A 20139-nucleotide genomic window follows, 5' to 3' on the forward strand; every position below is an offset into this window, starting at 1 on the left:
GTGCGCCTGCCACGCCGCCGGCGCCCTCGTACTTCTCCGCCGGCTTCACCGCCAGCCGTCTGCCGGGCCGGCCCGCCGTGATCAGAGAAACAGGACCCGGCCCTCTAGGACCCGGCGCTCTGGGATCCGGCCCTCTGGGACCCGGCGCTCTGGGATCCGGCCTGGAGGAGGCGCCGCCCGAGGGCTTCGGCGGCCTCCCGCAGTTCGCGTGATCCGACGATGCGGAAGGGCGCCCGGATCGCCGTGAGCTGCCGGACGTACCAGTCCGGTTCGTCCGTGCTGCCCACCAGGCGCGTGGTGGTCGCGTCAATCGGCTCCGGGCGGCCCAGGCTGCGCGGGATCCACTCGGCAACGGCCTCGGCGGGCGCGTCGACGACGACCTCCACCTCGTGCCGCCACCCCGCCGACAGATGGTCTTCCAGCATCTGCGCCGGATCCAGATCGGCCGGAGGGGCGGCCGGCACGTCGAGCACCTCGACGCCCGCCACCTTGTCCACCCGCAGCACGCGGCGGGCGTTCCTCGTGTGCGACCAGCACAGGAGATACCAGCGACCGCGGCGTACGACGACGGCCCACGGGTCGACCTCCATGACCCGCTCGTCTCCGGGGCGGATGCGATATCCGAGCCGCAGCCGGCGGCGACCCGCGCACGCCTGGACGAGGACGGCGGTGGTCTCGGGGCTGGGAGTCCTGGCCCCGGGCTCGGGGTGTCTCGTGCTCAGGCTCCGTACGGCCGCGGCCGGACCGGCGACCGCCTCGGGAAGCACCCGCAGGATCTTGCCGAGCGCGCGGCCCACGGGATCGGCCACCGGATCGGCCGGGTCCGCCAGGTCGTGGTGGCCGTTCAGCACGGCCATCACCAGCCCGAGCGCCTCGGCCTGTGTGAACATCAGGGGAGGCAGCCGGAGCCCCCGGCCGATGCGATAACCCCCGTAGCGGCCGCGCTCGGACTCGACCGGGATGCCCGCCTCACGCAGGATGCCGACGTAGCGCCGGGCGGCCCGTTCGGAGACGCCGAGCCGGCCGGCCAGCCGCTCCGCCGTGATGCCGGGGCTGCTCTGGATCAGTTCGAGGAGCAGGAGCGCCCGCGCGGTCGGGCTCGCGTCGTGCGTCATTCGGCAACCCGTCGCATTCCGGAAGTAGATCGTCCGGAATGCACCGTAGCCTGCCCTGCATGACCGAAAACGTCCTTAATGAGCCGCCGGTCGCCGGCGACGAGATCGACACCTTGCTGGGCGCGCTGGACCGCCAGCGCCGCATTCTCGCGTGGAAGTGCGGCGGGCTCGACGCGGCCGGCCTGCGGGCGACCGTCGCCGCGTCGTCCATGACCCTGGGAGGGCTGCTCAAGCACCTGGCCCTGGTGGAGGACGACATGTTCTCCCAGAAGCTGTTCGGGCGACCGCCGGCGCCGCCGTGGGACACCGTGGACTTCGACGCCGACCCCGACTGGGAGTGGCGCACGGCCGCCGACGACACTCCCGAGCAGTTGACGACGTTGTGGCAGGACGCGGTGGCCCGCTCCCGGGCAGACGTACGGCAGGCGCTGGCCGAGGGCGGCCTCGGGCGGCTCGCGGCGTACACCGGCTCACGTGGCGAGTCACCCAGCCTCCGCCGCCTGCTGATCGACATGATCGAGGAATACGCCCGCCACGCCGGGCACGCCGACCTCATCCGCGAGTCCGTCGACGGCCTGGTCGGAGAGGACCAGCCGGCGGGATGAGGCAGGACATCCCCGAGCCGATTCCCGCCGATGAGCTCGTCGTCGTCCCCGCCGACCGGGCGTCGTGGGATGACCTTCAGGCGGTCTTCGGCACGACCGACTGCCATTGCCAGCGCTACAAAATCTTCACCTACCAGTGGCGCTCGGTCTCCGACGCCGAGCGTGCCGCGCGTCTGCGTGAGCAGACCGGCTGCGGAACCCCCGGAGCCCGGTCGACCAGCGGCCTTGTAGCCTATCTGGACGGTGAGCCGGTCGGGTGGTGCGCGGTCGAGCCCCGGACGGCCTACCCCCAGCTCACCCGCACCCGCGTCCCCTGGAAGGGGCGGCAGGAGGACGAGACCGACGACAGCGTCTGGGCCGTGACCTGCTTCGTCACCCGCAAGGGCTTCCGCCGGCGTGGGGTGACGTACGCGCTCGCACGCGCCACGATCGACTTCGCGCGTGAGCGGGGAGCCCGGGCCCTGGAGGCCTATCCGATGATCACCCGGCCGGGCGTCGAGATCACCTGGGGCGAGCTCCACGTCGGCAGCCGCGACGTCTTCCTCGACGCGGGGTTCACCGAGGTGAGCAGGCCGACCCTCAGGCGAGCCGTCGTACGGATCGACTTCTGAGCATCGCGCCGGGGTCCGGCGCGGTCAGTCGGAGATCGTGATGCGGAGGCGGCGGAAGCCGCGGCCCTTGCTCTCGATCTTGGCGACCTTGATCCTGCCGATCTGCTTGGTCGAGGCGACGTGCGTGCCCCCGTCGGCCTGGGTGTCCAGGCCCACGATGTCGACGATCCGCACCTCGGGGATCTCCTCCGGCACGAGGTTCGTCGCGGTGCGGATGATGTCGGGGATCGCGAAGGCCTCCGCGCGGGGCAGCACCCGTACGTCGATCCGGCGGTCGGCGGCGATCTCGGCGTTGCACGCGTCCTCGATCGCCTCCTTGAAGCCGGGCGGCACCTCGGGAAGGTTGAAGTCCATTCGCGCGGTCATCGGCTCCATGTTCCCGCCGGTGACCAGGGCCCCGTAGTCGCGGAACACGACGCCGCACAGCACGTGCAGGCCCGAGTGGGTGCGCATGAGCGCGGAGCGGCGCTCGTCGGCGACCGCCGCCCGCACGACCGTGCCGGCGGGCGGGATCGGGTCGTCCGCGGCCGGGACGAGATGAAGGTCGTCTCCCTTGCGCACGCCCTCGATGCGGGTCTCGACGCCCTGCCACAGCAGCACGCCGTGGTCCGGCGGCTGGCCGCCGCCGCCCGGGTAGAAGGCCGATCGGTCCAGGACGATCCCGTCCGGCGTGGCCTCCAGCACGACGGCCTCGAAGGACCGCAGGCCCTGGTCGGCCAGCTCCAGCCGCCTCGTCCGCCCGTGAAGATCGAAGGTCACCTCACCGAGTCTAGTGGGGTGTCCACGAGCCTCGGCAGGGGCGCGGACGATCCGGATCGGCGAAAACGCATTGACGGAGTGAGCGCTCACTTCGTACGGTCGGGGCATGATGAAATCCACGCCGAACGACCCTGACGCAGTCCCCTCCCCGCAGCCGACCCGGCGCCGGGCCCCGAGCATGAGCCCCGAAGAACGCCGCGCGATGATCGTGCACGTGACCCTGCCGCTGGTGGCCGAGTACGGCGCCGCGGTCAAGACCAGCCAGATCGCCGCGGCGGCCGGGATCGGCGAAGCCACGATCTTCCGGGTGTTCAAGGACAAGGACGAGCTTCTCGAAGCCTGCATCGCCGAGGCGCTGCGGCCGGACAACGTGGTCGAGGCCATCCGCGCCATCCCGTTGGATATCTCGCTGCACGAAAGGCTGCACGAGGCCGCCGCCGCGATGGAGGCGCACATGGACAGGATGGGCCGCGTGCTCGGCGCGATGCACGCCTCCGGCTTCCGCAGCGGCCCCCGCAACCGCGGCGAGACGGCCGCGCAACCCCAGCAGGGCGAGGCCGCCGCGCAACCCCACCGGGGCGAGGCACCCGTGCAGCCGCGCGGGCGGAGCAGCCGCGTCGCCAGCATCGCCGCGACCAGAGCGGCGCTGGCCGAGCTGTTCGCCCCCGAGCAGCCCGCGTTGCGCCTACCCGCGGACCAGCTCGCGGGCGTCCTGCTGGACGTGCTGTTCGCCCACTCCCGCCGGCCCGACGCCGACAGCGAACCGATCTGCCTGGCCTCGCTGATCGAGCTGTTCCTGCACGGCGCGTTCGACCACACCAAACTGCCGGCCGAGTTTCCGGGCGGTGCTTAGTGGACCACGGTGGGGGCGGTATCGAATCGGTGATGCGCCGCCTGCCACTCGGGTTGGACGACCCGACCAGCGTCGCCGACAGCGGGCTGACGGGCCCCATCGACATTCCGGACCCCAAACCGCGAAAACAGCCCAGGGACCTGAGGTCACGGTGGCGACGGATTCGGGAGACCTCCGCCGGCACCGTACGCGGCCTGCCGCGCGTGGTCGGGCTGACGTGGCAGGCCAGTCCCGTGCTGACCGTGGTGATCGGCGTGGTCACCGTCGTCAGCGGCCTGCTGCCCACCGCCGCGGCGTACATGACGAAGCTGCTGATGGACGCGGTGGTCGAGGGCATTCAGGTGCACGCCCAGCACCGTCCGGACGTCGTCATGCTGACGGTGCCGCTGTTCCCCGGCATCGCCATGACGTCGTTCGGCAAGATCATCGCAGTGGCCGCACTGCAGTTCCTCCTCTTCACGCTGACCACGGTCATCACGTCGCTGACGAACATCGCCCAGCAACTGCTGCAGGAGAAGATGGTGCTCACCATCCGGCACAAGGTGATGGACCACGCCGGCAACCTGCATCTCGCCTTCTTCGAAGGCTCCCAGTCCTACGATCTGCTACGGCAGGCCGACCAGGAGGCGCCCCGCCGCCCACTGTCGATGATGAACTCCGCGTTCGGCCTGGTGAGGACCGTGATCACGTTCTGCACGATGATCGCCATGCTGATCGCGATCAGCCCCCTGCTCGCGGTCGTGGCGCTCGTGACCCCGATCCCGGCGTTCGTCTCGCAAACCCGCTACTCCGCCCGGAGCTTCGCGTTCAGCTTCCTCGGCTCCCCGATCCGCCGCCGGATGGAATACCTGGCGGGGCTCGTCACCACCGACACGTACGCCAAGGAGATCAAGCACTTCGGGCTCGGCGGCTATCTCGTCGACCGGTTCCGCCGGCTCGGCCAGGTCTACTACGAACGGCAGCGCAGGCTGATCGGCACCCGCAACATGGCCGCCGCCGCCTGGAGCATGCTGACGACCCTCACCAGCTCCGCGATCTATCTCTACATCGCGCTGCAGGCCGTCTCCGGCAGGCTCACCCTGGGTGACCTCGCGCTGTACACCGGCGCCGCGACCGCCGTGCAGAGTTCCGTCCAGGGCCTGTTCCTGGGGTTCAGCGGCATGTACGAGAACAACCTGTTCCTGGACCTGCTGTACCGCTTTCTCGGCACCCGCCCGGCGATCCGCAGGCCGGCTCAGCCCCGCCCGATGCCGGCGGACGTACGCGGTCACGTGCGGTTCGAGGAGGTCTCGTTCGGCTACTCCGGATCCGACGTCAAGGCACTCGACCGGGTCAGCTTCGAGATCCGTCCGGGCGAGACCGTCGCGGTGGTCGGCCGCAACGGCGCGGGCAAGTCCACCCTGATCAAGCTGCTGTGCCGGTTGTACGACCCGACAGAGGGCCGGATCCTGCTGGACGACGTCGACATCAGGGAGTACGACCCGGAGGAGTACCGCGCCAGGATCAGCGCGATGTTCCAGGACTTCGTGACCTATCAGGCCACCGCGAGCGAGAACATCGGCCTCGGCGACCTGCCGCAGCTCGACGACAGGGAGGCGATCGTGAGCTCGGCCGAGCGGGCCGGGATAGCCGAGCGCATCGAGCGGCTGCCCAGGGGCTTCGACAGCCCGCTCGGCCGGTGGTTCGACCAGGGCGTCAGCCTGTCCGGCGGTGAATGGCAGAAGATCGCACTGGCCCGGGCGTTCATGCGCGACTCCGCGATCCTCGTGCTCGACGAGCCGACCTCCGCGCTCGACGCGCAGGCCGAGCATGACCTGTTCACCCGGCTGCGCGCCCTGGCCGCGGGGCGGACCACGCTCTACATCTCGCACCGTTTCTCCACCGTCCGCCAGTCCGATCGGATCATGTTCCTGGAGGACGGCCGGCTCGTGGAGGACGGCACCCACACCGAACTGATGCGGCTCGAAGGCAGATACGCCGAACTGTTCACCCTGCAGGCGTCGGCGTACCTCGACGACCTCCTATGATCACATCTCTCCGATGACCGAAATGTTTCGGACGCGCTGTCCGTTGCTTTGAGGCAGCAAGGACGGCGGATCACGCGTCCTCCGCCCCTGACACCGCGACTCCCGTGAACTTACGAGCGGTTTTGACCCCTTGACGTACCACAGGCGCGTTCCTATGGTCTGCATTACTTTCGTAATGTCACAGAAACTTTCGGACGTCCTCGCCGCCTGTAGATGGAGTCATCGTGGTCAACCGAAGCCGGCGCCCACGCAGGCCACGTCTTCTCGCGGTTCCACTGGCCGCGATAGGTCTGCTGCTGGGCATGGCGCGTCCGGCCCTGGCGGACGACCCGACTCCCTCGGTTGTCGACTCGACCCGCGGCGGCGGGCTGTCGATCGGCCTCACCTTCGACGACGGCCCGAACCCGCCCGACACGCTGCGCCTGCTCGACGTGCTGCGCGAACACCACGTGAAGGCGGTCTTCTGCCTCTGGGGTGACCATGTGCGGCAGCACCCGGAGGTCGTCCGGCGGATCGCCGCCGACGGGCACACCCTGTGCAATCACGGCATGCGCCACGACGACATGGCGGCCCGGATGGCGCCTGTCGCTGCCCGCCCGCCGAGGCTGACCTGATCGCACCACCCATCACCCCCCGTTTCCCCCCAACCCGAGGAGTTCCCTTGCGTCGTCCCAAACTGGCCATCGGCCTGGTGAGCGTGGCACTGCTGAGCGGGGTGGCCCTCGCCGGCTCGGCCTCGGCCGAACCCGGCCCCGCCCCCGCGCCGCCCGGGGCCCCGCACCCCGTCCCCGCACCGCCCCCCGCCCCGCCCGCCGCGGACTCGCTGCGCGCCCTCGGCGACCGGGTCGGGCTGCGTATCGGCACGGCGGTGAACACGGACGAACTCGGCAGCAACGCCGACTACACCCGGATCACGGCCGAGCAGTTCTCCAGCGTCACTCCGGAGAACGTGATGAAGTGGCAGCTGGTGGAGCCCACCCGCGGCACGTACGACTGGGCTACCGCCGACCGGCTGGTCGCCTTCGCGAAGAAGAACAAGCAGCTGGTCCGCGGCCACACACTGGTGTGGCACAGCCAGCTGCCCACCTGGCTCTCCTCCGACGGCACCACCACCACCCTGTCGAACGACGAGCTGAAGGCCCTGCTCAAGAAGCACGTCCAGGACCAGGCGAAGCACTTCAAGGGCGACATCTGGCAGTGGGACGTCGTCAACGAGGCGTTCGACGACGACGGGCAGCCGCGCCAGACCGTCTGGTACAAGGCATGGGGCGGCCTCGGCTACATCGCCGACGCCTTCCGCTGGGCGCACGAGGCCGACCCCAAGGCCCTGCTGTTCTACAACGACTACAACCTCGAGTTCACCGGGCCGAAGAGCAACGCCGTCTACGACTTCGTCAAGACCCTGAAGGCCCAGCGCGTGCCCATCGACGGCGTCGGCTTCCAGGGCCACCTGGACACCCAGTACGGCTTCCCGGACCTGCAGAACAACCTGCAGCGCTTCGCGGATCTCGGCCTGAAGGTGGCCGAGACCGAGGTGGACGTCCGCACGTTCACCGAGGCCGCGCCGAACGTGAACACCCCGACCAGCCCGCTGGCCTCCTACGCGCAGGAGAGCTACTGGTCCCGCGCCCTGAAGGCCTGCCTGGCGGTGCGCGAGTGCATCTCGTTCACCCCGTGGGGCTTCGGCGACACCTATTCCTGGATCCCCGGCTGGTTCAACAACCCGCAGGAGGGCGCCGCCCTGCTGTATGACGCGGACCTGAAGCCCAAGTCGCAGTACTACGTGATCCAGCAGGACCTCGCCCTGGCCGCGGGCGCGCCGCACCGGTCCGGCCCGGGCGCGGGTCGCCACTGACCGTAACGACAGGCGCGGGGCCGCACTCCACGGGGCGGCCCCGTTCGCCGCACTCGGCCACGTGACGCGTGGCGGCGTCGTCTCCACGGAGGTGTGCCGCCACGCGTGACGCCTGCCGGGAGACCGGCCGCGCGGAGACGCCCGTTTTATCGGGCGGGTTCCTCGCTCTCGGCGACGCTGCCGGCTCGGGCCGGGAGGAGCACGGCGGTGACGACCACCGCCAGCGACAGCACCGCGCCGATGATGAAGGCCAGCCGCATGCCGTCGAGGTTGGCGAGCGCCTCTGCGACTCCCGCGGATTTCAGGGCATCGGCTCGCGCGCTCATCACCGTGATCACAAGCGCGGTGCCGAAGGCCGCGGCGACCTGCTGCAGAGTGCTCAGGATCGAGCTGCCGTGGGAGTAGAGCTTCGAGGGCACCGCTCCGAGCCCGAGGGTGAACACCGGGGTGAAGGTCGCCGCCAGACTCACCATCAACAGCGCGTGCAGACCAAGGAGCTGCCAGTACGGCATGGTCATGGTGACCTGTGTGAAGCCGGCGAGCGCGAGCGCGATTCCGATCGCGCCGGGAATGACCAGCACCCTGCCGCCGAACCGGTCGAACAGGCGGCCCACGGCCGGACCGAGCAGCCCCATCGCGAGACCGCCCGGCATCACGAGGAGTCCGGTCTCCAGAGGGCTGAGCTCGCGGACGTTCTGCAGGTACAGCGGCAGCAGAATCATCGAGCCGAGCATCGCCATGAAGGCGACCGACGTCAGGACCAGGGCGACCGTATAGGTGCGGTGACGCAGGGCTCGCAGGTCCATCAGCGGCACGCCGCGCTTCTGCAACGACAGCTGGCGGACGACGAAGACCACGATGGCGGCCAGGCCCACTGCCACGATCGCGGCGGCCACGCGGACGTCACCGCCCTCGAACCGGCTGAGCCCGTAGACCAGGCCGCCGAAGCCGGCGGCGGCCGTCACCACGCTCAACCAGTCGATCGCACTGACCTGGGTCTCTCCGACGTTCTCGAGCTGCTTCAGGCCACGCCATGTGATCACCGCGGCGATCGGGAGCACCACGGCGAACAGCAGCCGCCAGGACCCGAACTGGAGGATCAGGCCCGAGACCGTCGGCCCCATCGCGGGCGCGACCGAGATGGCCAGGCTGACGTTGCCCATCACCCGGCCCCGCTCCGACTCCGGCACCACCTGCATCAACGTGGTCATCAGCAGCGGCATCATCACGGCCGTCCCGGACGCCTGGATGATGCGCGCGCCCAGCAGCACCTCGAACGACGGCGCGACGGCGGCCAACGCCGTGCCGAGCAGGAACAGACCCATCGCCGTGGCGTACGCGTGACGGGTGGGCACCCTCTGCAGGAACCACCCGGTGGCCGGGATGACGGCGGCCATCGTCAGCATGAAGGCGGTCGAGAGCCACTGCGCGGTCTGCTCGGTGATGTGCAGAGCGGTCATCAGCCGAGGGATCGCGTTGATCATGATCGTCTCGTTGAGGATGACCACGAACGTGGCGAGCACCAGCAGCCGGATCACGGCCGGGGTGCGCCTTGGGACGGCGGTCGCGGGCTCGGCGGGCGAATCAAGCTGTGCGATGGACACGGCACCTCGATCAGGGGTCGGCGGGAAACGACATGGTCGCGGCTGGCGTCCCAGCCCGGGGTCCCACAAGAGTTCGTGGTCGAGGCAAGCCTGACAGGCGCCACCGACATTTAGCCTCGCTCGTGGAGCCGCCGGCGCATCTGGCCGCCCCGCCAGCCGCATTCGGGCGACGGTGCGACGATGCGAGGCTGGTAGCATCCCGGCCATGGAGCTGATTGAGGTGGACAGGGCCTAGCCACCGAACTGCCGGTGGCTTTCACTCGTGTGGGCATCGTCCGCACCGGTGATCGATCGTTTTCAACGCACGCGCGTGAGTCCGCCCTCTCCGGGCGTTGACACCGCCGCGTGAATCTCGCCGGCACGTTCGCATCGCACCGACCCCGGTCCGGGTGCATGTCTGCGAACGCGCGACCACGACCTGCCGGGTACGCGACCTCCTCCTGCCCGGCATCGGGCAGCGGCTCCATCGCCGCAGGAGCGTGACTCCGTGCCCGTTCCGGTCGAACCCGCCGCCGCATCGGCACACGGCCCCGTGGCCGGTTGTCCTGCCGCTTTCACCGGCTCCCGCAACCCGTTCACAAAGGCGTTGCCATGCACCACCGCACCTCGCGTTCCCACACCCGTCACCGCCGCACGCACTGGAAGACCAGCGCTCCGGCCCCACCGCCTGCACGAATCCCGGCTGTACGGATCCCGCCTGTACGAATCCCGCCTGCATGAACCCCGCCTGCATGAACCCAGGCGTGCACGCGACCAGGCGGCGCCGATTCGGCGCGGGCACCGGCGCGGACACCGACGCGGACACCGACGCGGGCACCGGCGCCGCCTGCGGCCACTTGCACGCGGGGTGTCTCGCCGCGCCCTCCCCGGGGGCCGCCCCCAACGACACAGAACTGATTCCCGTCCGGCCCGCCGACGGTTGACGGGACAGAGAAGGAGAAACCCCGCAATGTCGACGAAATCTGTCATCACTCTCCGCGACCTGACGTTCGAGTGGCCGGACGGCACCGTTGCGCTCGCCGGTGTCAACGGCACCTTCGGCACCGGTCGGACCGGGCTGATCGGCCGCAACGGCGCAGGCAAATCCACCTTGCTCCGGCTCATCGCCGGTGACCTGCAGCCGACCGCCGGGCAGGTCGTCGCCGTGGGTGAGGTCGGTTACCTGCCGCAGACGCTCACGCTGCGGCAGGACACCACCGTCGCCGAGCTGCTCGGCATCCACGGGATCCTCGCCGCGATGAAGGCGATCGAGTCCGGCGACGTCGACCAACGCCACTTCGATGCGATCGGTGACGACTGGGACATCGAGTCCCGTGCCGACGAAGCCCTGCACCAGATCGGATTCTCCGCCGCGGATCTCGACCGTCGCGTCGCCGAGGTCTCCGGTGGAGAAGGCATGCTCATCGCGATCACCGGGCTGCGCATCCGCCGCACCCCGATCACGCTGCTGGACGAGCCCACGAACAACCTCGACCGCACCACCCGCGCCAGGCTGGCCGAGTTCGTCGACCAGTGGCCCGGGACGCTCGTCGTCGTGAGCCACGACCTCGAACTGCTGGAGCACATGGACAACACGACAGAGCTGTACGGCGGCACCCTGGACACCTTCGGCGGCCCGTACAGCGCATGGAAGGAGCACCAGGAGCAGGAGCAGGCGGCCGCGGTGCAGGCCGCTCGTTCAGCCCAGCAGACGCTCAAGGTCGAAAAGCGGCAACGGATCGAGGCAGAAACGAAGCTGGCACGTCGCGAACGGACGGGGAAGAAGACCCAGAAGGACGGCGGCATCCCGAAGATCCTCGCCGGGAACCGCGCCAGCAAGGCCCAGGCGTCGGCGGGATCACTCCGGTCCACGCTCGACGACAAGGTCGAAGCCGCGCAGGCCGCGGTCGACGCCGCGGACGCACGCGTCCGCGATGAGGAGCACATCCATCTCGTGCTGCCCGATCCGGACGTCCCGCGCGGACGACGACTGGCGGAGCTGGAGGACGAGGGCCGGACCATCGTGATCCAGGGCCCAGAACGGGTGGCGCTCATCGGCGCGAACGGTGCCGGGAAGTCCACGTTGATCGAGCAGCTCGTTCGGCGTGCCGAGCCGACTCCCGGGCGACCGCACGGCCGCCTTGTGACCGAACTCGTCGGCTTCCTTCCGCAACGCCTTGACGGGCTCGACGAAGACGCCGGCGCGATGGAGAACGTGCGGGCCGTCGCCCCGGGCGCGCCGGCCGGCACGATCCGCAACCAGCTCGCCCGGCTGTTGCTCCGTGGTGACACCGCGGACCGCCCCGTCCGCACGCTCTCCGGCGGGGAGCGCTTCCGGGTCTCGCTCGCGCGGCTTCTGCTGGCCGAGCCGCCCGCCCAGTTGCTGATCCTGGACGAGCCGACGAACAACCTCGACATCGCCAGTGTCGGGCAACTCGCCGAAGCCCTCGACGCGTACCGCGGCGCGCTCCTCGTCGTCAGCCACGATCTCGCGTTCCTCGAACGGATCGGCGTCGGCACCGTCATCGAGCTCGATGGGGACGGACGGATGCACCAGCGCCGCGACCTGGGCATCTGACAGCGTGGGATCGCCCCTGGCCACGACGAGCGAGCGAACGAGCGGCCGTGTGTCGCCGCGTCGTGGTCAGTCCGGCCGGCATCGTTAACGCATCAAGCGGCGCAACTGCTCGCACGGTGGCTAAAGCACATATGCCCGCCGATTTTCTTGCGCCGTCGGGGAACGGCAGGCGGGGGTCAGGGCGCCAGCGTGGCGAGGTCGACGACGACGTAGACGTAGACGGCATACGGGTTGTCCACCCCCGCCGTCAGGCCGAAGGACGGACCAATCCGGACTCGTAGGCCAGCACGACCGCCTGCACTCGGTCTCGCACCTGCAGCTTGGCGAAGACATGAGCCAGGTGGGTCTTCACCGTGGTCTCCGCCAGGCACAATCGGGCCCCGATCTCGGCGTTCGTCGCTCCGGTCGCCAACTCGCGGAGTACCTCGATCTCGCGACCGGTGAGACCGCGCAGCTGCTCGGGAACACCTCCGGACGGCGGCGGGCTCCGCACGAAGGATTCGATCAGACGCTGAGTGATTCGCGGGGAGAGCATCGCGTCCCCGGACATCGCGTTGCGCACAGCCGTGGCCAGGTCTTCCGGGGAGATGTCCTTGAGCAGGAACCCGGTGGCACCGACGCGTAACGCGGCGTATACGTACTCGTCCGCGTCGAAAGTGGTGAGCACGACGATACGGGGAGGCGATGCGGAGGCCATCAGTTCCTCGGTGGCCGAGAGCCCGTCCTGCCGGGGCATCCGGATGTCCATCAGCACCAGGTCGGGCCGCAGCGTTCGGGCCATGTGGACGGCCTCGGTCCCGTCCCCGGCCTCGCCCACAACGTCGATGTCCGGCTGCTTCTCCAGGATGGAGCGGAAACCGGCACGCACCAGCACTTGATCGTCGACGACCAGCACCCGGATCATTGCGTACGCTCCACGGATGGGAAGGCGGCGTGCACGACGAATCCTGATCCGCGTGGTTCGGCCAGCAGCCGCCCGCCGTACATCGCGACCCGCTCCTTCATTCCGATCAGCCCGTGACCGCCTCCGAGTCTGGATCCCCGGCCGTCACCGTGGCGCGGCCCCTCGTCGGATACCTCGACCTCCAGGTGCGGGGCGGCGGTGATGCGCACGTGCACTCGGGTACGGCCGGCGTGCCGCAGCGCGTTGGTCAGAGCCTCCTGCACGATCCGGTAGACCGCCAGCTCCCGCCCGGGATCGGCGTCGACGTGCTCGGGGAGGTGCAGCTCCACCGTCAGGCCGGCCTTACGCATCGACGCGACGAGTTCCGGCAGGTCCGCCAGACCGGGTGAAGGTTGTCCCGACAGGGGGAGGTCGTCGCTCAGCCGCAGCAGGTTGAGCGTGCGGCGCAACTCGCCGATGACCTGTCGCCCGGTGGCCTCCACCGCGAGAAGCGACTCGCGGGCCGCCGTCGCCGACTCGTCGAGCTCCATCCGCGCCGCGCCCGTCTGCACCACCATGACGGTCACGCCGTGCGCGAGCACATCGTGCATCTCACGCGCGATCCGGGTCCGCTCCTCCAGGAGGACGTGACGGCTGTGCGCGTCGCGCTGCTCGGCAAGCTGGCGCAGTGCTTCCTTGAGGTCGTGACGCTGATGGAGGAGCCGGTTGATCACGTACCCCGCGATGAAGGTCGCCCACAGGATCACCAGGGGAAAGGCGATGTCTTGCCACGAACGACCGAAGGTCTGCATGTGGATCGGGTACAGCGTGAAGGCGGCCACCGGGAGCGGCAGTACCAGCAGTGTCCGTCGCATGTCGCTCCAGCGTGCCGCGGAGTACATCGCGATCGCCATCGGCAGGACCATGCCCCAGAAGGTGGAGGTGTGGGGAACGCACAGGCTCGTGAGGATGTCCGCCCCGAACACGACGACCGCGACAGGGACGGGCCAGACCCGGCGTACGGCCAGGGGGATCGTCCTCAGCAGGGAGACGACCACGTTGAGCCACATCGGCCCACCGAAGTAGCCGTCGTTGTTCGGTATGACGAGCTGTGCGATCGCCACGGCCGCGGCGACCACTGCGAGGAAGAGGTCGAAGGCCCACTGGCGCCGCGACAACGGACTGTGCATGAGCGAACTTTAATGCGGGCGGACCGGCCGCAGATCATGCCCCTGATGGCGGTGGCCTCCTCCGTTTGGAGTAGGCGAAAGGTCCGTCACGGCGGACGCACCGGCGGCCGGCGGCGACCTAGCGTGGCCGCACTGTTCGCCGATCACCGGAGGAAACTCATGAAACTCCTCAAGCCCCTCCCCCCGTTCCGGCCCGGCGAGGGCGCGGGTCAGGTGCCGTCGCTCCGGGTCACCGCGCTGGCGCTGGTCGGATCGTGGCTGTGCGTCGCGGTCGCGGAGTCGGTTTTCGGGGACCTGGACGAAACCACCTCGATCGCGGCCATCGCCGAGGGCGGCGGCCGGCTCACAGCCGGCGGTTTGATCGCGCTCGGCGCCGCGGCCCTGCTCGGGCTCGCCCTCGCCGGTCTGGGGCCCATCATGCGAGGCAGCGTCGCGGGACGGATCGGGTGGGCCCTGCTGGTGCCCGCGGTCCCGTGCTCCGGCGCATTTGCGATGTTCCACCTGATTCTGGTCGAGACCGGGGCCTCCGGTCTGAACCAGACGGCAATGGAGCAATTCGTCGTGGAGCGCTTCCAGGGCCCAGGGCTGTGGGCCGTGCCGGTGACCTACTACGTGTTCTTGGGGTTCCTCTCCATGCTGCTGGTGCTGATCGCGCTGGTGCGCCGTGGCGTCACCTCGCCCTTGGCGCCCGCTCTGTTCGCGGCCGGCATCGTCGGAGACAACGTCGTCACGGGCGGCGTCGGCGAGATCGCGAGCGTCTGCCTGATGACCGTGGGCGCCGCTGTGGCGTCGTACGGCCTCTGGCGGGTCAGCCGCCAAGAGCCCGCACGGGCCCTGGCCCCCGAGCCCACCGGTTCTGGGATGACAGCGGCGTGATGCACAGGAGGCGGAACCGTCTGGGGACGGCGGCCGGCATGACGCGTCCGGCCAGGCTGACGTGCCCGAGCGACTGACGATCCGATGCGGGGGCGGAGGGGCCGGCCCCGCAGCCGACCCACGCTGGTGTACACCGACCGGGGCTACGACCACGACAAGTACCGCCGCATGGTCTGGGCCAAGGGAGTCAAACCGGTCATCGCCCGCCGGGGCACCCCGCACGGCTCCGGCCTCGGCGTGCATCGGTGGGTAATCGAGCAGCCCACGCGCTGCTGCACTGGTTCCGGCGCCTGCGCATCCGCTGGTAAATCCGCGACCACATCCACGAGGCCTTCATGACCCTCGCCGCCGCCATCATCTGCTGGCGACGCCTCACCCGCTGATCATTCTGTTAGGACTTCTAAGCGAGAATCTTGATGATGTACGGCAGGAGCGCAGTCGCCATTCCCAGGAGCAAGCCGGCGACGGTCGACTCCTTCACGGTGGTGGCAGGAGTAGTGGTGAGCACCTGAAGCCAGGCGAGGAGACTGGGATCAGATCGATCCCCGTCACTCACTCGCTCGACGGTGTCAGGCAACAAAGCATTGATATCCTCCAACGATCTGCGACGCCGCTCCGCGACCACCGCACTCAGCCGCCACTGCGGAATGACCGCAATGAGCGATGTGGCCGTCGCGGCCGTCAGGAACAAGGCAATCTTGACGATGAGCAGCAGAGTCGAGTCCGGACCGTCATAAGCCCAGGCGAGCAAAGGAAAAAGACAGAGAGCCACGCCGACGGAGGAGCCGTAGAACCCCATCCGATAACAGCGCGAAAGCAGCTCCATGCCTGGAGTGTGAGCCGGGGCGTACCAGTGAAGGATCAGATGCCCCGGCCGCGTCAGAACGATCGACAGCGTGGTCCCCACGACTATCCAATAGACTCCGCCCCCGATGAAAAAGGCGGCGACCAGGACTGCCAGATAGGATGCCTGGTCGACATACAAGCGCTGAGACATTCCAGGCACGGAGGCGGCTACCCGTATAGCCACCACACTCACGACGGAGAAGAGCATCGAAAACGAGAGCTGCGGGCCGGTTGCGGTGGTGATGTTCGCCCAACGGTCATACGCGCCACGCCCAGCAACGCTCAGCATCTTCTCCAGCTGCGGGGTCAGCTGATAGAAGATTTTGACTCCCCACCAAGAGAAAGCCGTAACCACCAGGACCAGCAGGGAGAAGTAAATCAACCATCCGTAGTACGCGACCGCCGATTGTTGTGGAGGCGGCGACCGCCAACCGAGAACAATCGCCAACACGACAGGGGCCGACGCCACGACCAGTGGGGCCGCCACCCATCGGCGCCTCCATCGAAGCCTCCCCGCTACGGCATTGACGCCGAAGCAGCGGAGTCCGAGAACATGACCGATGTCATGAGCGTAGCGATACTGTAGTGATGGATAATTGCGGTGAGGGCGCACCCAGAGATCGCGCCTCCTGGAGAGGAAGTCCCTTCTCCCAATTCCTCGCTTTCCCAGCAGGCTCCTTAGGGTGGCGCCCGCCTCAGTCCGAGAGTCCGCCCACATTCTCCCGGCCGCCGCCCTCGGCTTCTCCAAATGCTTCAGCAGCCGAGATAAGACCTCACTCCCAAGGCGTTGAGCGTCGCGTGTTCGATCCGCGACAGATCGCCACCATCTGAAGGCCCAGGACCTAGGACGCGGCATTCGCCGATCCTGCTGTCAGCAATCCAAGCGCAAGCCGTACCGGACTGTGGCGCATGGCCCTTGCCAAAGTGGTGTCACCCTGCGTGATTCTCCGGAACTCCCGCCATCCCCAAGGCGTGCGACTGAGCAGTGTGTGCATGGTCCGCGGGTGGCGTTCGAAGGCGGCGAGGAACCGCACGCCGGCGTGCATCTCCAGCGCGAGGCCGGATCCTATCCGGCCCCGATAATCCGCCTGCATAAGTGATGGCTCTCCGGCTGCTCTGCTCGCCTCCGCCGCAAGCCTGCCCGCGATTCCGCCCGACCGGATCGCGAAGGAGATTCCTTCGCGGGTCCACGGCTCCAGCAACCCGGCGGCGTCCCCGCAGAGGAGAACCCTTCCCCGGCCCACAGGAGATTGAGGAGAACGACAGCGGGTGAGATGTCCCGACTCATGAAGGACCTTGACGTCGGACAACCCGTGCTGACGGAGAAAGGCGGCGAGATAATCACGCGTCTCCTGGGGCGTCCCCTTGCGAGCGATCACTCCGACGGTCAGTCGCCGGCCTTTCGGGAATACCCATGCGTACGATCCGGGTATCGGGCCCCAGTCGAGATGGATGCGGCCGGTCCATGCGTGCGCGATGTCCGACGCGTCAAGCTCGACTTCCAGGCCCAGGTCTACCTGACTGAGCTCCACTCCCACGTATCGCGCCATCCGGCTGGCGCTTCCGTCTGCACCGATGACACAACGGGCCCTGACCGGACCACGGTCGGTATTGAGCACAACATGGTCGCCGTCCTCCGTCACCGACAATACGGTGGTGGGCAGCTGCGCAACAGCTCCCTCTTGGGTTGCCCTCGCCAGTAGAGCCTGATCGAACTCCGATCGGTCCACCAGCGACAAAATACGTGAAGGCGACATCTTGTGTTGCACGTCACGACCGATATGACTGAATGTCGTAGTGAAGATTTCCTGCCGGACGGGCACATCGAGGTCTGGCGGCAAGGAACGCAGCGTGACACCTATAAGCCCGCCTCCACACGTTTTGTAACGCGGAAACTGTGAGCGATCAAGGATTAACGTGCGCGCGCCGGCCTGAGCTGCCGCCAAGGCCGCGCTGCTTCCTGCCGGTCCCGCACCCACAACGACGACATCGTGTATCTCCGCCAGATTTCTGCCCCTTGTCATAACGCCATGCTATCCATCGCAAAGGGCCGACCTCCTTCGGTCGTGCTGGGGAGCCCGAGTCGGACACCAAAGAGGGGGAGCCCCCGAGGGTGTGCGGGCAGACAGGCGTAAACCCGCTTGACTTCGATCACACAGGGGATTTTCCCCGGTGAAAGCAGGGCGGCCAGTCGCCGTGGCCCTCCGGCCGAGTTCCAGCCGATGCCCACGGCCGTACGGGCGGCTCGGCCGAACAGCGCCCACCCGCGATGGCGTTGTGCCGGGAATGTACGACTCCTATACGCGGCGCCCCTAATCTGCGAGAAGACCGGCAGGTCAGGATGCCCACGTCACAGGCGTGGTCCTCCCGGTCCCGCGACCCCGGGTCCCCGATCGAAAAGGGCTGGCCGCATGCCGTTCCCCGTCACCGCGCTACCGGCGCCCGCACCCGCGCCCGCGTTCGCGTTCGCGTTCGCGACCAGCGAGGCGGAAGGCCGCGCGGAATGAGGGACGCGCTCGGTCTCGCCTGGCAGGCCGGCCGGTGCCGCCTGGTCCTGTTCGCCGCGCTCACCGTTCTCGCCGCCGCGGTCCCACTCGCCGTCGCCTGGCTGACGAAGGTGACGCTGGACGTGATCGCGCACGGCGACGCCACGATCGCCCTGGTGGTCACGCTGGGGACCGCCCTGGCGGTGTGCGGAGCGGGCGCCGCGGCGGTTCCCGCGATCACGCACTACCTGCGCGAGGAGACCGGGCGGCGGGTGAGCCGGATCGCCCAGGACCGCCTGTTCCTGGCCACGGAACGCTTCGTCGGGCTGGCCCGGTTCGAGGATCCCGCCTTCCTCGACCGGCTGCAGCTGGCCCAGCGGCACGGCGGGGCCACTCCCGCCCTGCTCGTCGCCGCTCTCCTGGGGATCGCCAGGAGCGCCCTGGTCGGGGTGGGTTTCGTGGCCTCGCTCGCCGCGATCAGCCCGTGGATGGCCGTCCTCGTGCTCGGCTCCGCCGCCCCCATGTTGCTGGCCGAGCTGTGGCTGTCCCGGCGGCGGGCGACCATGCTGTGGGACATAGGCCCGCATGAGCGGCGGGAGATCTTCTTCCGTGACCTCCTCGTCAACGTGCGGGCCGCCAAGGAGATCCGGCTGTTCGGCATCGCCGGCTACCTGCGCCGGCTCATGATGGACCAGCGCCGGGCAGCGGACGCGGAACGCCGTCGTACGGACCGGCGCGAGCTGGCCGTGCAGACCTGCACCGGCCTCGCCGGCGCGCTGGCGGCCGGGGCCGGGCTGCTGTGGGCGCTGGTGGGCACCCTGGACGGCGGCCGCACGATCGGCGACGTCTCGATGTTCATCGCCGCCGTCGCGGGGGTGCAGGGCTCGCTCACCGGCCTGGTCACCGAGGTGGCCCAGGCGCATCAGCACCTCCGGTTGTTCTCGCACCACCTCGCGGTGACGTCCGGCCATCCCGACATCCCGGTCGCGGCGAGTCCGCGGCCCGTCCCCGTGCTGAGGCGGGGCATCGAGTTCCGGGACGTGTGGTTCCGTTACTCCCCCGAACAGGACTGGGCGCTGCGCGGAATCAGCTTCGACATCCCGTACGGCGGAGCCCTCGGCCTCGTGGGCAGGAACGGGGCGGGCAAGAGCACAGTGGTGAAACTGCTGTGCCGGATGTACGACCCGGAGCGCGGCACGATCTTCTGGGACGGGGTCGACCTGCGCGACATGGCGCCGGACGAGCTGAGGCGCCGCGTCGGCGTGGTCTTCCAGGACTACATGGAATACGACCTGACCGTGGCGGACAACATCGGATTGAGCGATCTCGCCGTGCTGGGCGATCGAGACCGGATCGTCGCGGCGGCGCGTGCGGCGGGCGCCGACTCCTTCGCCGAGAAGCTCCCCCGCGCCTACGACACCCTGTTGTCGCGCATTTTCCTCGACGGGGACGACGGCGAGCACGGTGTCCACCTGTCCGGCGGGCAGTGGCAGCGCCTGGCCCTCGCCCGGGCGTACCTGCGCGGCGAACGCGACCTGCTCATCCTGGACGAACCCAGCTCCGGACTGGACGCCGAGGCGGAACACGAGATCCACACCGGCCTGCGCGCGCACCGGGCCGGACGCACCAGCGTGCTGATCTCCCACCGGCTCAGCGCGGTGCGGGACGCGGACCTGCTCGTCGTCCTCGACCGGGGACAGGTGGTGGAGAGGGGGACGCACGAGGCGCTCATGGACGCCGGCGGCGTCTACGCGCGGCTGTTCACCCTCCAGGCGCGGGGCTACCAGTTCTCCGAGCCGGGGCATCGGGACCGGCCATCAGCTACGCCGGATATGCCCTTTACTTGAAATACGTTCTGTCGGAGTTTATATT

17 protein-coding genes and 1 pseudogene are annotated in these 20139 nt (G+C 69.0%); 11 read left to right on the forward strand and 7 right to left on the reverse strand.

Annotated elements, in window-relative coordinates; genetic code table 11:
• Positions 1–104: 104 nt before the first annotated feature.
• On the reverse strand, positions 105–1115 hold the full coding sequence (locus FLX07_RS03380) for a helix-turn-helix transcriptional regulator (protein WP_142567898.1): 1011 nt from the start codon (positions 1113–1115) through the stop codon (positions 105–107).
• Positions 1116–1174: 59 nt separating this feature from the next.
• On the opposite strand from FLX07_RS03380, the gene FLX07_RS03385 reads away from it, so the two are divergent.
• Positions 1175–1720, forward strand: coding sequence for a DinB family protein (locus FLX07_RS03385; RefSeq protein ID WP_142567899.1), 546 nt, complete (start codon positions 1175–1177; stop codon positions 1718–1720).
• Positions 1717–2331: a GNAT family N-acetyltransferase gene (locus tag FLX07_RS03390; RefSeq protein ID WP_142567900.1), complete on the forward strand. Its 615-nt coding sequence runs from the start codon at positions 1717–1719 to the stop codon at positions 2329–2331. Before FLX07_RS03385 ends, FLX07_RS03390 begins: the two co-directional genes overlap by 4 nt.
• Before the next feature lie 24 nt (positions 2332–2355).
• On the opposite strand, the gene FLX07_RS03395 is transcribed toward FLX07_RS03390, so the two are convergent.
• Positions 2356–3090 carry an alanyl-tRNA editing protein gene (locus FLX07_RS03395; RefSeq protein WP_208762049.1) on the reverse strand — a complete coding sequence of 245 codons (735 nt, stop codon included), beginning with the start codon at positions 3088–3090 and terminating at the stop codon, positions 2356–2358.
• Positions 3091–3268: 178 nt separating this feature from the next.
• Between FLX07_RS03395 and FLX07_RS03400 the strand changes: the two genes are divergently transcribed.
• The 4 genes from FLX07_RS03400 to FLX07_RS03415 all read left to right on the forward strand — a co-directional run bounded on the left by FLX07_RS03400 (position 3269) and on the right by FLX07_RS03415 (position 7825).
• Entirely contained in the window at positions 3269–3943 is a 675-nt protein-coding gene (locus tag FLX07_RS03400; RefSeq protein ID WP_142567901.1) for a TetR family transcriptional regulator, read from the forward strand.
• A 32-nt stretch (positions 3944–3975) separates the two neighbouring features.
• Positions 3976–5970, forward strand: a complete 1995-nt coding sequence (locus FLX07_RS03405; RefSeq protein ID WP_142567902.1) for an ABC transporter ATP-binding protein — start codon at positions 3976–3978, stop codon at positions 5968–5970.
• A gap of 224 nt (positions 5971–6194) precedes the next feature.
• The gene (locus tag FLX07_RS03410; protein WP_229689468.1) at positions 6195–6584 is read left to right on the forward strand and encodes a polysaccharide deacetylase family protein; all 390 of its coding nucleotides are present in this window, start codon (positions 6195–6197) and stop codon (positions 6582–6584) included.
• 47 nt (positions 6585–6631) lie between these two features.
• The gene (locus tag FLX07_RS03415; RefSeq protein ID WP_208762050.1) at positions 6632–7825 is read left to right on the forward strand and encodes an endo-1,4-beta-xylanase; all 1194 of its coding nucleotides are present in this window, start codon (positions 6632–6634) and stop codon (positions 7823–7825) included.
• Between the two features lie 146 nt (positions 7826–7971).
• Here FLX07_RS03415 and FLX07_RS03420 read toward each other — a convergent pair whose 3' ends face one another.
• Positions 7972–9429: an MDR family MFS transporter gene (locus tag FLX07_RS03420; RefSeq protein ID WP_229689469.1), complete on the reverse strand. Its 1458-nt coding sequence runs from the start codon at positions 9427–9429 to the stop codon at positions 7972–7974.
• 731 nt (positions 9430–10160) lie between these two features.
• Between FLX07_RS03420 and FLX07_RS03425 the strand changes: the two genes are divergently transcribed.
• Positions 10161–10352: a hypothetical protein gene (locus FLX07_RS03425; protein WP_142567903.1), complete on the forward strand. Its 192-nt coding sequence runs from the start codon at positions 10161–10163 to the stop codon at positions 10350–10352.
• Between the two features lie 26 nt (positions 10353–10378).
• The gene (locus FLX07_RS03430; RefSeq protein WP_142567904.1) at positions 10379–11986 is read left to right on the forward strand and encodes an ABC-F family ATP-binding cassette domain-containing protein; all 1608 of its coding nucleotides are present in this window, start codon (positions 10379–10381) and stop codon (positions 11984–11986) included.
• A gap of 247 nt (positions 11987–12233) precedes the next feature.
• Here FLX07_RS03430 and FLX07_RS03435 read toward each other — a convergent pair whose 3' ends face one another.
• Positions 12234–12890: a response regulator gene (locus FLX07_RS03435; RefSeq protein ID WP_142567905.1), complete on the reverse strand. Its 657-nt coding sequence runs from the start codon at positions 12888–12890 to the stop codon at positions 12234–12236.
• On the reverse strand, positions 12887–14059 hold the full coding sequence (locus FLX07_RS03440) for a sensor histidine kinase (RefSeq protein WP_142567906.1): 1173 nt from the start codon (positions 14057–14059) through the stop codon (positions 12887–12889). Before FLX07_RS03440 ends, FLX07_RS03435 begins: the two co-directional genes overlap by 4 nt.
• 159 nt (positions 14060–14218) lie before the next feature.
• On the opposite strand from FLX07_RS03440, the gene FLX07_RS03445 reads away from it, so the two are divergent.
• Positions 14219–14935 carry a hypothetical protein gene (locus FLX07_RS03445; RefSeq protein WP_142567907.1) on the forward strand — a complete coding sequence of 239 codons (717 nt, stop codon included), beginning with the start codon at positions 14219–14221 and terminating at the stop codon, positions 14933–14935.
• A gap of 81 nt (positions 14936–15016) precedes the next feature.
• A pseudogene (locus FLX07_RS38795) lies at positions 15017–15318 on the forward strand (IS5/IS1182 family transposase); the annotation flags it as partial.
• Positions 15319–15335: 17 nt separating this feature from the next.
• Here FLX07_RS38795 and FLX07_RS03450 read toward each other — a convergent pair.
• Positions 15336–16268 (reverse strand): hypothetical protein, encoded by a 933-nt coding sequence (locus FLX07_RS03450; RefSeq protein WP_142567908.1) that lies wholly within the window; start codon positions 16266–16268, stop codon positions 15336–15338.
• Positions 16269–16623: 355 nt separating this feature from the next.
• Complete coding sequence (locus FLX07_RS03455; RefSeq protein WP_142567909.1) at positions 16624–17805, reverse strand: geranylgeranyl reductase family protein; 1182 nt, start codon at positions 17803–17805, stop codon at positions 16624–16626.
• 479 nt (positions 17806–18284) lie between these two features.
• On the opposite strand from FLX07_RS03455, the gene FLX07_RS03460 reads away from it, so the two are divergent.
• On the forward strand, positions 18285–20114 hold the full coding sequence (locus FLX07_RS03460) for an ABC transporter ATP-binding protein (RefSeq protein ID WP_142567910.1): 1830 nt from the start codon (positions 18285–18287) through the stop codon (positions 20112–20114).
• Positions 20115–20139: the final 25 nt, after the last annotated feature.

Source organism: Microbispora bryophytorum (assembly GCF_006874465.1).
GTDB classification, from domain to species: domain Bacteria; phylum Actinomycetota; class Actinomycetes; order Streptosporangiales; family Streptosporangiaceae; genus Microbispora; species Microbispora bryophytorum.